Source organism: Pelagerythrobacter rhizovicinus, from assembly GCF_004135625.1.
Classification (GTDB): Bacteria; Pseudomonadota; Alphaproteobacteria; order Sphingomonadales; family Sphingomonadaceae; genus Pelagerythrobacter; species Pelagerythrobacter rhizovicinus.
Genome location: NZ_SDPV01000001.1, coordinates 659,151 through 670,847, shown reverse-complemented (window position 1 = coordinate 670,847; position 11,697 = coordinate 659,151). Strand labels below are relative to the sequence as shown.

Sequence of the window (11,697 nt, the reverse complement as noted above, 5' to 3'; positions counted from 1 at the left end):
AAGTGATCGCCGCCAGCTATCACCCTGAGGTTAACGTCTTGCAAGGGACGATGGAACGGGCGCCTTCGCCCTTCGAGCGGCCCGAGTGGTTCGCTTTGCTGGCCGAGAGCGGGATCCGCCCCTTCATCGCGCTGGCAGAAGACAGCGAGGCGAAAGCCGCGCTGGCGCTCACCCGCACCAACGGCCGGCTCGAACCGCTGCGCAACTGGTACAGCTTCACCTGGCGCCAGCTCGCGCCGGAGGGGTCGCGGGCGGAGCGACTGCTTGCGGGCCTCGCGCGCGATCTCAGACGGCAGGCGCACCGCGTCACGCTATGGCCGGTGCCGGACGAGGACGGCTCCGCCACCCGGCTCGAACGGGCGTTCCGCGAAGCAGGTTGGCTGGTCACGCGCGAGCAGTGCGACCACAATCACGTGCTCGAGGTGAACGGACGCACCTTCGCCGAATATTGGGCATCGCGACCGGGCCGGATGCGGACGACGCTCAAGCGCAAGGCAAAGAAGGTCGAGGTCACGATACGCGAGCGTTTCGACGCGGCCGACTGGGAGGCCTACGAGGCGATCTACGCGGAAAGCTGGAAGCCCGAGGAGGGCACGCCCGATCTGCTTCGCCGTTTTGCCGAGGCAGAGGGAGAAGCGGGCCGCATCCGCCTCGCCGTCGCGCGGCATGAAGGGGAGCCGGTCGCCGCGCAGTTCTGGACGGTCGAGAACGGCACCGCCTACATCCACAAGCTCGCCCATCTCGAAAGCCGCAGGGAACTGTCGGCCGGCACCACATTGACCGCTGCCCTGTTCGAACACGTGATCGACCGCGATGGCGTCGCACTGGTCGATTTCGGGACCGGCAACGACGGCTACAAGGCAGACTGGATGGAGATCGTCCGCCCACGCTTCCGGCTCGACTGCCTCGACCCGATGCAGCCGCGTGCCTGGCCAGCGCTGGCCAAGCGCTTCGCTCGCCGCCTTGCACCCGCTACCGGGCGGGGCTAAGGCGGCGCGCCGAATTGCAGGGCCGAACTGCAGGGCCAAATTTCAGGGGACGAGCCCGAACATGACCGAACTTGCGCCAAGCCGCAGCGATATCGACACGAAATTGCGCGCGATCCTGCGCGACGTGCTCGGTCTCGATGCGGAACGGGTCGAGCGCTTCGATGACAGCACCGGCCTGTTCGGCCACCTGCCCGAGCTCGACTCGATGGCCGTCGCCGGCCTTCTGACCGAGATGGAGGACCGTCTAGACATCATCATCGAGGATGACGACGTCGATGGCGAGATGCTGGAGACCTACGGCGGGCTGCTCGCCTTCGCCGAGGCGAAAGTCGTAGAAAACTGACGGAACGGGCTTTCAGGACCTGGCCGTGCCCGACCATCGGGGGCGGCACGCACGAGGAAATCGCGCTCACCTTCGGCGGCAAGCGCTCCGCGCGCGTGCTCGTGCTGCCCGCGCTGTTCGACGAGGCAAACAAGCTGCGGCGGCTGACCGCCGAAGTCATGCAGCGACTCGATGGAGCCGGGATCGACTCGGTCCTCCCAGACCTGCCCGGCTGCAACGAGAGCCGCCAGCCGCTCCAGGCGCAGTCGCTCGATCACTGGCGCCAATGCGCGAAGGCCGCGGCCGAGCACTTCGCCGCGACCCATGTCCTTACCCTGCGTGGCGGAGTGCTGACCGCGCCCCCGGAGATGCTCGGCTGGAACTACGCTCCGGTCGCAGGCCGGCAGGTGCTGCGCGCCATGCTGCGCGCCCGCACGATCGCCGCGCGCGAGGCCGGCCGCGAGGAGACCATCGAAGCCCTCCAGCAGACCGGCCGCAGCGAAGGCGTGGAGCTGGCCGGCTGGACGCTCGGCCCCGACCTGTTCGCGCAGCTCGAGAACACGGCGCCGCAGCCGGACTCCGCCCAGATCGAGATCGATCAGGGAGCGATCGGCGGAAGTGGTCTGTGGCTGCGCGCCGAGTCGGACGAATCGCCCGAACAGGCCGATGCGTTGGCCCTCTCGATTACGGCCGGACTCACCTCGGCATGAAGCGCCTGCCGCTCACGTTCGCGTGCGAGGATTCGACACTCGCCGGCACGCTCGACACAGCGCCCGCGTCGGTCGGCCTGCTGATCGTCAGCGGTGGCAACGAGATCCGCGCAGGCGCGTTCTCCGGCCAAGCGCAGCTTGCCACGCGCATCCAGAAGGCCGGTTTTCCCGTGTTCCGCTTCGACCGCCGCGGCGTCGGTGATAGCGGGGGCGAGAACCGCGGCTTTCGCAAGAGCCGCAAGGACATCGTCGCCGCGCTCGACGCCTTCCGGGCGATGGCACCGCAGATGAACCGCGTGGTCGGCTTCGGCAATTGCGATGCCGCGAGTGCGCTGATGCTCGCGAAGGGTGCGGGATGCGATGCGCTGGTGCTGTCGAATCCGTGGACGATCGAGGGCGACGACGATGCCATACCCCCGCCCGAGGCAGTGCGCGCTCGCTATGCCGAGAAGCTGAAGAACCCGAAAGAACTGGCGCGACTCGTCACAGGCAAGGTCGATCTTGGCAAGCTCGCGCGCGGGATTGCAAAGGCAGCGCTGCCGAAGTCCGGCCCCAGCTCTCTGGCGCAGGAGATGAAGGCCGGACTAGAGACGTTCGACGGGCTGGTACGAATCCTGCTGGCCGACGCGGACCGGACCGCGCAGGCTTTCGCGTCCACCTGGGACTCGGCCGACGAGCGCGTAACCTACTGCAAGGGCGCGACGCACGCCTATGCCGAGCCCCACGCGCGCGAGTGGCTTTACCAGCAGTTGCTCGCGGCGTTGCGCGCCTAAATCACGCTCATGTCCCGGCTCTCCGCCGGAACGCGCACTTCCAGACCGTCAAGCTCATCGGAAAGCACGATCTGGCACGAGAGCCGGCTCGTACGCTGAACTCCGGCCGCGAGATCGAGCATGTCCTCTTCGTCCTCACTCGCGTCGGGCAAGCGGGCGAACCACTCGGCGGCAACGATGACATGGCAGGTCGAGCAGGCCATCTGCCCTTCGCACGTCCCCTCCAGCGGCATTCCCGCCGCCTGCGCCACGTCCAGCAGCGGGGTGCCCGCCTCGCCCTCGGCCTCTACCACGCGGCCCCGCGGCGTGACGAAGCGGACGCGCACGCTCACGCGCCCTGCGCCTCCGCCGCGGCGTTGATGAGACCGGCGGCCTCCTCGATCTCGGCGATCGTGGTGTAGCGGCCGAAACCGAGGCGGATCGAGTTTTTCGCCTGCGCGTCGCTGAGGCCGATCGCGCGCAGCACGTGGCTCGGCTTGCCCGAACCGCTGGCGCAGGCCGAGCCGGCGGAGAACATGACCTCGCGGCACTCGCTCATCAGCCGGGCGACGTCGAGCCCGTCCCGACGGATGTTGAGATTGCCGTGCCAGCGCGCCTCGGCGCTGCCGTTGAGGATCCAGTCAGCGAACAGTTCGCGCGCGCGGTGCCAGAGCGTCTCGATATGCGCGGCGTCCTCGGCCATACGCTCCGTCGCGAGCTGCGCGGCCGCTCCGAAGCCGGCGCAGAGCGCGGGGCTCAGGGTTCCTGATCGCAGTCCCTCCTGGAGGCCACCGGTGACCTGCGGATCGAGCTCCACTCCGTCGCGCACCCACAGCGCGCCGATGCCCTTGGGCCCGTGCATCTTGTGCGCGCTGATCGCGATCATGTCGGCGCCGGCGATTGCACGCTTTCCGCAGGCCTGGACCGCGTCGCACAGGAACAGCGCACCGCTTTCCTGCGCACGGCGGTACCAGTCGGCGACGGGCTGCACGGTCCCGATCTCGTTGTTGACCGCCATGACCGCGACCAGGCCGGTGTCGCCGGGCAGCTCGGCCGCGGGATCAGTCAGTCCTTCGCCGTCGACCGGGATCTCGACCGCGTTGCCAAGCGCCATCGCGGTGTCGCGCACCGCCGCATGCTCGATGGCGGAGTAGGCGATGCCCGCCTTCCGGCCGCCCGCCGATCCGCGCATCGCGAGATTGGCGGCCTCGCAGGCATTGCCGGTGAAGATCACCCGCCCCCCCGGCGGGAGCAGCGCCGCGACCCGCTCGCGCGCCAGCTCGACCGCCGCCGCCGCTTGCCGTCCCATGCGGTGCGGACTGTGTGGGTTGCCGAATGCGGTGCTCTCGGGGCCATCGAGCCACCGCAGCATCGCCTCGCGTGCTTCCGGTGCGAGCGGGGTGGTAGCCTGGTAATCGAGATAGATCATGCGGCGCCCTTTGGCATCAATCGCGCCTTCCGTCATCCCGCCATCATGCGCTCGCCAACCCCGCCCATGCGTCGGCAAACCGGTCGAGTTCCCCCGCAGTGGTGCTCCAGCCGAGGCTGATGCGGATCGTGCGGGCGGCAGAGCCTTCGTCCACTCCGAAAGCCTCAAGCACGCGGCTGCGCTTGAGGGTGCCCGACGAGCAGGCGCTCCCCGCGGAAACCGCGAATCCCATCGCGTCGAGCCGGATCAGCAGCGCCTGCGCACTGAGGGTGGGATGCGTGAGAGCGAGGATGTGCGCGCATTGCCCTGCGCCGGGCGTGACGCGCCGATCAGCCAGCGTGGCAGCAAACGAGTGCCGCTGCGCCCCGGTCGTCGTCCAGCCGTCCAGTCCACCCGTCTCCAGCGCGGCGGCAAATCCGAGGATGGCAGGCAGGTTCTCGGTCCCGGCGCGATAACCGCGTTCGTGACCCCCCACCGGTTCCAGCATGGCGAAATCGCGCACCAGCAGCGCTCCGATGCCGATGGGCCCGCCCAGCTTGTGAGCGGAAACAACGGCCATGTCGGCATCCGGCAGCGCGAGCTTGCCCGCCGACTGCGAACAATCCGAAAGCAGCAGTCCACCGGCCTCGTGCACGCGGCTTCGCAGCGCACCGCCGTCCTCCGGCAGAACCAGCGTGCCCGTTTCCGGATTGACCTGCTGCACAGCCACGATCGGGCGGCCAGGCAGCGCCAGCGCGGCATCGAGGGCGTCGCGATCCGCTTCGCCCTCGACCAAGGGCAGAACCTCCGCATGGCGTGCCGCGCGGAACACGGCATCGTGCTCGACCGCCGAGACGATCGGCCGATCCGCCTTGGCGCGGCTCAGCGCAATTGCCAGCGCCTCGCTCGCGCCCGAGGTGAAGATGACCTCCCCTTGCCAGCCAAGCGCCGCCTTGACCCGCGCCCGGGCGTCTTCCAGCGCGGCCTTGGCCTTGCGCCCTTCGGCGTGCGGACTGGAGGGGTTGGCCCATACGGCAAAGCCTTCCTCCATCGCCGCCTGCGCTTCGGGGCGCAGCGGCGTCGTGGCGGCGTGGTCGAGATAGATCCGCTTGGAAATGGCGACGTGCTCGAAAGAATTGCGATTCCGGGGCGCGGCACTATATACCCCGCGACTTCGCGCGCGCCACCCGGTCCGCCGCGGAACCCACATCTCCGGCAGGATTCCCCAATGCCCTCAGTGATCTTTCCCGGCCCCGAAGGCCGCCTCGAAGGCCGTTTCTCCCCTCCGCCGCGTCCGCGCGCGCCGGTCGCGATGATCCTCCACCCGCATCCCCAGGGCGGCGGCACGATGAACGAGCGCATCACGCAGCGGCTTTACAAGACTTTCGTGGACCGCGGCTTCGCCGTGCTGCGCTTCAACTTCCGCGGGGTCGGGCGGAGCCAGGGCAGTTTCGACAACGGCGTGGGCGAGCTCTCTGACGCCGCTGCCGCGCTCGACTGGGTTCAGTCGATCCACCAGGAGGCGCAGACCACCTGGGTCGCAGGGGTCAGCTTCGGCGCGCTGATCGGCATGCAGCTTCTCATGCGCAGGCCGGAGATCCGCGGCTTCATCTCCATCGCGCCGCCGGCCAACATGTACGATTTCAGCTTCCTCGCTCCCTGCCCGGCGAGCGGCATCTTCATCCAGGGTGCCTCGGACACGGTGGTGCAGCCCGGCGCGGTGACCAAGCTGGTCGAGAAGCTGCGCACGCAGAAGCACATCACGATCCATCACGAGGAAATCCCGCGCGCGAATCACTTCTTCGAGAACGAGATCGAGGAACTGATGGGGTCGGTCGACAACTATCTCGACTTCCGGCTGGATCCGGCCTGCCCGATCAAGTGAACCCCATGCGGCGGCTCCCGATCACGGCGACGGGCGGCTGCCAGTGCGGCGCGGTGCGCTACCGCGCCTCGGCGATGCTCGACAACGCGCACCTGTGCCACTGCCGCATGTGCCAGAAGGCAACCGGCAATCTGTTCGCCGCGCTCGTCGCCGCGCCGGACGACGCCCTCGAATGGACGCGCAGCACGCCTGCCACCTTCGAGAGCAGCGCCGGGGTCGAGCGCGGGTTCTGTGCACAGTGCGGCACGCCGCTGTTCTACCATGCACATGCAAACGGGCGCACGAACCTGACGATCGGCTCGCTCGACGATCCCGCGGCCTTCGCCCCGCAATCGCAGATGGGCACCGAGGCACGCATGCCGTGGTTCGACAAGCTCCCCTCGCTCCATGACGAGGGCGAGACCGAGGCGGGCGACAACGCTGAATGGGCCGCCGCAATACGGCGTACCAGCCGGCAGCACCCCGACCACGACTGACCGCCTTCGCGGCGTTCTCCCCTGTCTCATCCAGAATCCGGTTGCGCTCAGCAACGTGAAAACGCTTGGTCGAAACTAAAGTTACGTTGTATCATTCTTCTCGGTGGAGGGGAGTGTCTCCGATCCTCGGAGGCGCATCGAGGAGAGGAGAACGACATGGCCTATATCGATACGCGCACGCCGCGGGACCGGGCAAAGTCCATCGCCGGCGTTATCGTGGTTCACGGCGCAGCCGCCTATGCCCTGCTGGTGGGGCTGCAGGTCACCGGAATGATCGAGGATGTGCCGAGGCTGACCGGCGAGACGATCGTGAAAGTGCCGGTCGAACCCCCGCCCCCACCGACACCCGAGGTCACGCCGGAAAGCACGTCGACCCCGCAAACCTACGTCCACGTCCCGCCGAAGCCGCTGGACCTGACCACCGAAATGCCGCCGATCGAAGTGCGCGACGTTCCGCTACCCCCAATTCCGGACGTGACCACGGACCTGTTCCCCAAACCGGAGGTCACCCCCGCCGCCCAGGCGACCCCGGCATTCGATCCGGTCGCACCCCGTCCGCGCAACGATCCGGGGCAGTGGGTGACCACGGCAGATTACCGCAGTAGCTGGATCAACCGCGAGTTCACCGGCGTCGCCCGTTTCCGGGTCGAGGTCGGCACGGACGGGCGGGCGAAGAGCTGCACGATCACCGGCTCGAGCGGGCATTCCGAACTCGACGGTGCCACCTGCGACCTCGTCACGCGCCGTGCGCGGTTCGAGGCCGGCCTCGACGGCACCGGGGCGAAGACTTCGGCGACCTGGTCCAGCGCGGTGTCCTGGCAGCTGCCGGACTGATCTAATCGGCCCGGCCCTGCTCGACCCGGTCGAGCGGGGCCTCGCCTCCCGCATCGGGCACCGTCCAGATCGCGACGTTGACGAAGCAGATCACCGCCAGCAGCACCATCAGCAGCACCTGCTTGCGCGAGCCGCCGCGGCGCCAGAGCGCGAACGCGCCGGCAAGCAGCAGCAGGCCCGCCAGCATGACGATCGACAGCACCGTACCCATCATTCGCTCGATACTCCTCCGCTAACGCCGCTCGCCTAACCGCATCGCACGCCGGCCGCCAGCCGGTTTGACAGCCGCGCGAGCGCGCGTCAGACATTGCGGCATGACCCAGATCACCACCGAAATCACCCGTCGCCAGGCACTTGCGAGCCTCGGCGCCGGCGCCTCCCTGCTCGCGCTCGGCGGATGCCAGCACGCCGTGACCCGATCCGCACCGATGCCGCTCGCCGGCAACGGCGCCGCGCTGCTGGAGGACATCGCCTGGAACCTGCTGCGCCACGAGCCGGAGCGCGCGACCAGCCTCGGCGTCGACACCGGGGCCCACGCCGCGCTGCGCGCGCAGCTCGAGGACCAGTCACCCGCGGGCCAACAAGCCTACGCCGAGACCCTTCGCGCCGACCTCGCGCGGGTGCGGGCATTCGACACCGCCTCGCTCGATGCCGACACTCGAACCAGCTTCGAGGTGGTGGAGAGCGCCTACTCGACCGCGCTCGACGGCTTTGCCCTGCCCTACGGCGACGTCGCGGTGGGGAGCTGGCGCAATTCGCCCTACGTCGTGATCCAGAACGTCGGCACCTACCTCGACATGCCGCGCTTCATGGACTCGACCCACCCGGTGAAGACGGTGGCCGACGCCGAGGCTTATGTCGCGCGGCTCGAAGCGCTGCCCGCCGCGCTCGATGGCGAACTGGCGCGGATCAGGGACGCGCGCGGGATGGGGCTGGTACCGCCCGATTTCCTGCTCGACAAAGCGATCGCGCAGATGGAGCGGACGATTGCGGAAACCGCGCAGGGCGGCGCGCTGGTCGACTCGCTCGTCACGCGGACGAGGGAAGCCGGGCTAGTCGGCGCCTGGGGCGATCGGGCGCGGCAGATCGTCACCGGGCCGATCACCGAAGCGCTCCAGCGCCAGCTGGAGGAGCTCAAGACCGAACGCACGGTGGCGAAGTCCGACGCCGGCATGTGGGCGCAGCCGCGCGGCGACGAGTGGTATGCCTGGGGCCTGCGGGCGGCGACCACGACCACGCTCTCGCCCGACGAGATCCACCAGATCGGCCTCGACGAGCTCGACGAGCTGCATGGCCGGATGGACCCGATCCTCAAGGAGATCGGCTACACCACCGGCTCGGTGGGTGAGCGGATGCGGGCCCTGGCGGAAGACCCGCGCTACAAGTTCGCCGAGGGCGATCCGGGCCGCCAGCAGATCATGGACTTCATCCACGAGCGGATCGAATGGATCACCGCGCAGATGCCGCGCGCGTTCAACACGCTGGTCGATCCCAATCTCGAAGTCCGCCGCCTGCCCCCGGCCGAAGAGCCCGGCGCGCCCGGCGCCTATGGCGGCGCGGGGAGCAAGGACGGGACGATCCCGGGCCGCATGTGGATCAACCTGCGCACGACCGATCTGCACCGCAGGTACGACCTGGCGGACCTCACCTATCACGAGACGATCCCCGGCCATGTCTGGGAAGGGGAATATTCGAACCGCTTGCCGCTGATCCGCTCGATCCTCTCGTTCAGCGCCTTCTCCGAAGGCTGGGCACTCTACGCCGAGCAGCTTGCCGATGAGCTGGGAGCCTACGACGATTTCAAGGTCGGTCGGCTCGGCTATCTCCAGAGCCTCGCCTTCCGCGCCTGCCGGCTGGTGGTCGATACTGGCCTGCACCACAAGCGCTGGACGCGCGAACAGGGTCGCCAGTTCTTCGTCGAGCGCAACGGTTCCAAGCCGGACGAGGTCGCGAGCGAAGTCGACCGCTACTGCTCATGGCCCGGCCAGGCCTGCGGCTACAAGATCGGCCACAGCGAGATCGTCCGTCAGCGCATCCGCGCGCAGGAAGCGCTGGGGGATGCCTACGAGTTCAAGGCGTTCAACGACGCGGTTGTCCTGGGCGGCAACGCGCCGCTCGACGTGATGGCGAAGAACGTCGGACGATATATCGACGGCGCACGGACAGGCTGAGCAAGTCCGGGACATCCCGGGACGACAGAAAGGTGGGCGCGGCGGGGGCACCTGAAGCACGACGTCCGATCCCGTCGCGATCGTTGCCTTGCAGTTCGGACCGTCCGTTGAGAACCTGCGGGGGCGGGCCAGCCCGCCCCCGGGCGATTCATATACCGTCGACGCTCTTGCTGACGAGGATGTTGACCGCGACGCGGCGGTTCTGTGCCTTGCCTTGGGGAGTGCTGTTGTCTGCCAGCGGATCCGCTTCGGCCATCCCGGTGGGGGTAAGCATGCGGTAGGGCTCCCAACCGCAGTTCTGCTGAAGATAGTTGACCACCCGGCCGGCGCGCTTTTCGCTCAGTTCCTGGTTGAACTCCTGGCTACCGGTCGAATCGGTGTAGCCGACGACCAGGAGCAGGGCGTTATCCATCGCCTCGGCCTGGGTCGCGGCAGCGCAGAGATCGGCCTTGGCCTGTTCGGACAGCAATGCCTTGCCGACATCGAAGTGCACGTTCGTCGTGCCCTTGAGGTTGTACTTGTCGATGTCGCCCATGCGGCCGCGCAGCGCCTCGGTTGCCGCGGTCTGTTCGGCAAAGCCCTGGGCCGTGCCGCTGCGGATCATTTCCGCGGTTTTGAGATCCTTGTTCTTGAGATCGATCCGGCTCGCGATCAGGCCTTCGCCCCATTGCACCGTCTCGACGGACACCGGCAGACCATTGAGCAGCGAATCCGCAGCGAGCTCGTCGCGGGCGAGGCCGAGGAATCCGCCCCTGGCCTTGATCTCGGTGACATCGCCGACGGTAACGGCCGTGCTGGTACCGTCGGCGCTGGTGATCTGCACCCGGTTCCCGCTGCGGGCGGAGATGATGCCTTCGATCTCGGGCCCTTCGGGCAGACCCGACAGGTCGGCCGGAGGCGAGCCGTACACGGTCGTCAGGAACTCGCCCTCTGGCGGGCTCTGCTGCGCGGACAGACTGCCCGATGCCGGCACGGCAAGCGCGGCAAGCAGGAAAAGAGCCCCCGGTCGTTTCGAAATGACACTCATTATATGCTACTCCTTCAACCTCAGCAGCCGGCCACAGGCCGGACCCGAACGTCACGGCCCCGGCTGTTCAGGTTCACCTTTCCTGCACATGAATGGGCTCCGCCTCACGGCTGGTTGTGCGGGTAATCCGGGCCCATCGTGCGGCGAACCGATTGCCACGCCGCGACCGTTCCCCGTGCTTTCGACGCAGATGCGCCGCTCGTTCGCCCTAGCTCGCGCTATCGTACATGAACTCGCGGAGCTCCTGCGGACAGCGGCAAGCCGCCGCCATCTTCTTCGCCCAGAGCACGGCATCCGCGCGGGTCGGCAGCTCCAGCACCGTGAAGCCGCCCTTGAGCCTGCTGTCCGGATAGATCTCCGGCGACACTGTGCCGTCTGCGGAGACCAGCACGGGATCGACCTGCTCTTCTATCCCGCCGCCGAAGACGTAAACGCCGGCAGCCTTGGCGTCTTCGATCACTGCACGCGCGTCGGCAGCGACGATCGGAAGCTCCTCGTCGGTGAGAACCATCGCCTCGCTCGGGAAGGAGATGAGGTACTTGGTCATCGCTAGAGGATGCATCGAAGACATGGCGTCCGCAAGCAACAGGTGCCAGGCAGATCCGCGTCCGCGCCGCTTCATGAAAAGGAAAACGCCGCGCCGTCAGGGGACGGCGCGGCGTTTCGATGCTGGCCGCGAGGCGGTCGGCCCCGGGCGTCAGAGCGAACGGCTCAGTTCACGCTGTCCTTCAGGCCCTTGCCCGCCTTGAACTTGGGCTGATTGGAGGCCTTGATCGTCATCGGCTCGCCAGTGCGCGGGTTGCGGCCGGTCGACGCCTTGCGGCGCGCGACGGAGAACGTTCCGAATCCGACCAGTCGCACTTCGTCTCCCTTCGAGAGGGCCTTCGTAATCGAATCGAACACCCCTTCGACCGCATTCGAGGCATCGCTCTTCGAAAGGCCGCTGGAATCCGCGACGGCGCTGATCAGATCGTTCTTGTTCATTCTGGGAACCCCCTAAACTCTGGATTGAAGCCGGTTTCGGTGAATCGCCTCTCCGAAAGGAGCGATTTGAACGCGTTTTTGCCGGGGCTGTCAAAGGCAAATCCCGCCGAATACGGATACGGGCCCGCGATCCGGCACG

Annotated in this window: 15 protein-coding genes; 8 read left to right on the top strand and 7 right to left on the bottom strand. The window is 67.8% G+C overall.

Annotated elements, in window-relative coordinates:
* Window positions 1-50 precede the first annotated feature (50 nt).
* The 4 genes from ETX26_RS03240 to ETX26_RS03225 all read left to right on the top strand — a co-directional run bounded on the left by ETX26_RS03240 (window position 51) and on the right by ETX26_RS03225 (window position 2,794).
* Window positions 51-989 carry a GNAT family N-acetyltransferase gene (locus ETX26_RS03240; protein ID WP_129524122.1) on the top strand — a complete coding sequence of 313 codons (939 nt, stop codon included), beginning with the start codon at window positions 51-53 and terminating at the stop codon, window positions 987-989.
* Between the two features lie 61 nt (window positions 990-1,050).
* A complete protein-coding gene (locus ETX26_RS03235; RefSeq protein WP_129523239.1) occupies window positions 1,051-1,332 on the top strand; it encodes a phosphopantetheine-binding protein in 282 nt (93 codons plus the stop codon).
* A 95-nt stretch (window positions 1,333-1,427) separates the two neighbouring features.
* Entirely contained in the window at window positions 1,428-2,021 is a 594-nt protein-coding gene (locus ETX26_RS03230) for an alpha/beta hydrolase family protein (protein WP_225425479.1), read from the top strand.
* Window positions 2,018-2,794, top strand: coding sequence for a hydrolase 1, exosortase A system-associated (locus tag ETX26_RS03225; protein WP_129523237.1), 777 nt, complete (start codon window positions 2,018-2,020; stop codon window positions 2,792-2,794). Before ETX26_RS03230 ends, ETX26_RS03225 begins: the two co-directional genes overlap by 4 nt.
* On the opposite strand, the gene ETX26_RS03220 is transcribed toward ETX26_RS03225, so the two are convergent.
* The 3 genes from ETX26_RS03220 to ETX26_RS03210 are packed head-to-tail and all read right to left on the bottom strand — an operon-like array spanning window position 2,791 to window position 5,232.
* Window positions 2,791-3,120, bottom strand: a complete 330-nt coding sequence (locus ETX26_RS03220) for a 2Fe-2S iron-sulfur cluster-binding protein (RefSeq protein ID WP_129524121.1) — start codon at window positions 3,118-3,120, stop codon at window positions 2,791-2,793. The genes ETX26_RS03225 and ETX26_RS03220 overlap by 4 nt on opposite strands.
* Window positions 3,121-3,122: 2 nt before the next feature.
* The gene (locus tag ETX26_RS03215; protein WP_129523236.1) at window positions 3,123-4,202 is read right to left on the bottom strand and encodes a cysteine desulfurase family protein; all 1,080 of its coding nucleotides are present in this window, start codon (window positions 4,200-4,202) and stop codon (window positions 3,123-3,125) included.
* 43 nt (window positions 4,203-4,245) lie between these two features.
* Window positions 4,246-5,232: a cysteine desulfurase family protein gene (locus ETX26_RS03210; RefSeq protein ID WP_404825279.1), complete on the bottom strand. Its 987-nt coding sequence runs from the start codon at window positions 5,230-5,232 to the stop codon at window positions 4,246-4,248.
* Window positions 5,233-5,409: 177 nt separating this feature from the next.
* Here ETX26_RS03210 and ETX26_RS03205 point away from each other — a divergent pair, with 177 nt between their 5' ends.
* The 3 genes from ETX26_RS03205 to ETX26_RS03195 all read left to right on the top strand — a co-directional run bounded on the left by ETX26_RS03205 (window position 5,410) and on the right by ETX26_RS03195 (window position 7,376).
* The gene (locus ETX26_RS03205; RefSeq protein WP_129523234.1) at window positions 5,410-6,066 is read left to right on the top strand and encodes an alpha/beta hydrolase; all 657 of its coding nucleotides are present in this window, start codon (window positions 5,410-5,412) and stop codon (window positions 6,064-6,066) included.
* A gap of 5 nt (window positions 6,067-6,071) precedes the next feature.
* Window positions 6,072-6,542 carry a GFA family protein gene (locus tag ETX26_RS03200; RefSeq protein WP_129523233.1) on the top strand — a complete coding sequence of 157 codons (471 nt, stop codon included), beginning with the start codon at window positions 6,072-6,074 and terminating at the stop codon, window positions 6,540-6,542.
* A 156-nt stretch (window positions 6,543-6,698) separates the two neighbouring features.
* Window positions 6,699-7,376 carry an energy transducer TonB gene (locus tag ETX26_RS03195; RefSeq protein ID WP_129523232.1) on the top strand — a complete coding sequence of 226 codons (678 nt, stop codon included), beginning with the start codon at window positions 6,699-6,701 and terminating at the stop codon, window positions 7,374-7,376.
* A gap of 1 nt (window position 7,377) precedes the next feature.
* Here ETX26_RS03195 and ETX26_RS03190 read toward each other — a convergent pair whose 3' ends face one another.
* Window positions 7,378-7,590, bottom strand: coding sequence for a hypothetical protein (locus ETX26_RS03190; protein WP_129523231.1), 213 nt, complete (start codon window positions 7,588-7,590; stop codon window positions 7,378-7,380).
* Between the two features lie 100 nt (window positions 7,591-7,690).
* Here ETX26_RS03190 and ETX26_RS03185 point away from each other — a divergent pair, with 100 nt between their 5' ends.
* Window positions 7,691-9,547, top strand: coding sequence for a DUF885 domain-containing protein (locus ETX26_RS03185; protein ID WP_129523230.1), 1,857 nt, complete (start codon window positions 7,691-7,693; stop codon window positions 9,545-9,547).
* Between the two features lie 148 nt (window positions 9,548-9,695).
* Here the strand turns inward: ETX26_RS03185 and ETX26_RS03180 are convergent, their stop codons facing one another.
* The 3 genes from ETX26_RS03180 to ETX26_RS03170 form a co-directional block, all read right to left on the bottom strand.
* Window positions 9,696-10,574, bottom strand: a complete 879-nt coding sequence (locus ETX26_RS03180; RefSeq protein WP_129523229.1) for an OmpA family protein — start codon at window positions 10,572-10,574, stop codon at window positions 9,696-9,698.
* A gap of 208 nt (window positions 10,575-10,782) precedes the next feature.
* The gene (locus tag ETX26_RS03175; RefSeq protein WP_129523228.1) at window positions 10,783-11,121 is read right to left on the bottom strand and encodes a YciI family protein; all 339 of its coding nucleotides are present in this window, start codon (window positions 11,119-11,121) and stop codon (window positions 10,783-10,785) included.
* Window positions 11,122-11,285: 164 nt separating this feature from the next.
* Complete coding sequence (locus ETX26_RS03170) at window positions 11,286-11,558, bottom strand: HU family DNA-binding protein (protein WP_119512878.1); 273 nt, start codon at window positions 11,556-11,558, stop codon at window positions 11,286-11,288.
* Between the last annotated feature and the right edge of the window lie 139 nt (window positions 11,559-11,697).

What these genes read in the sequence shown, in the direction of transcription:
- ETX26_RS03235 (WP_129523239.1), top strand. Translation starts at nt 1,051, where the DNA reads ATGACCGAACTTGCGCCAAGCCGCAGCGATATCGACACGAAATTGCGC.
- ETX26_RS03240 (WP_129524122.1), top strand. Translation starts at nt 51, where the DNA reads ATGGAACGGGCGCCTTCGCCCTTCGAGCGGCCCGAGTGGTTCGCTTTG.
- ETX26_RS03200 (WP_129523233.1), top strand. Translation starts at nt 6,072, where the DNA reads ATGCGGCGGCTCCCGATCACGGCGACGGGCGGCTGCCAGTGCGGCGCG.
- ETX26_RS03195 (WP_129523232.1), top strand. Translation starts at nt 6,699, where the DNA reads ATGGCCTATATCGATACGCGCACGCCGCGGGACCGGGCAAAGTCCATC.
- ETX26_RS03215 (WP_129523236.1), bottom strand. Translation starts at nt 4,202, where the DNA reads ATGATCTATCTCGATTACCAGGCTACCACCCCGCTCGCACCGGAAGCA.
- ETX26_RS03210 (WP_404825279.1), bottom strand. Translation starts at nt 5,232, where the DNA reads ATGGAGGAAGGCTTTGCCGTATGGGCCAACCCCTCCAGTCCGCACGCC.
- ETX26_RS03205 (WP_129523234.1), top strand. Translation starts at nt 5,410, where the DNA reads ATGCCCTCAGTGATCTTTCCCGGCCCCGAAGGCCGCCTCGAAGGCCGT.
- ETX26_RS03180 (WP_129523229.1), bottom strand. Translation starts at nt 10,574, where the DNA reads ATGAGTGTCATTTCGAAACGACCGGGGGCTCTTTTCCTGCTTGCCGCG.
- ETX26_RS03225 (WP_129523237.1), top strand. Translation starts at nt 2,018, where the DNA reads ATGAAGCGCCTGCCGCTCACGTTCGCGTGCGAGGATTCGACACTCGCC.
- ETX26_RS03175 (WP_129523228.1), bottom strand. Translation starts at nt 11,121, where the DNA reads ATGACCAAGTACCTCATCTCCTTCCCGAGCGAGGCGATGGTTCTCACC.
- ETX26_RS03190 (WP_129523231.1), bottom strand. Translation starts at nt 7,590, where the DNA reads ATGATGGGTACGGTGCTGTCGATCGTCATGCTGGCGGGCCTGCTGCTG.
- ETX26_RS03185 (WP_129523230.1), top strand. Translation starts at nt 7,691, where the DNA reads ATGACCCAGATCACCACCGAAATCACCCGTCGCCAGGCACTTGCGAGC.
- ETX26_RS03170 (WP_119512878.1), bottom strand. Translation starts at nt 11,558, where the DNA reads ATGAACAAGAACGATCTGATCAGCGCCGTCGCGGATTCCAGCGGCCTT.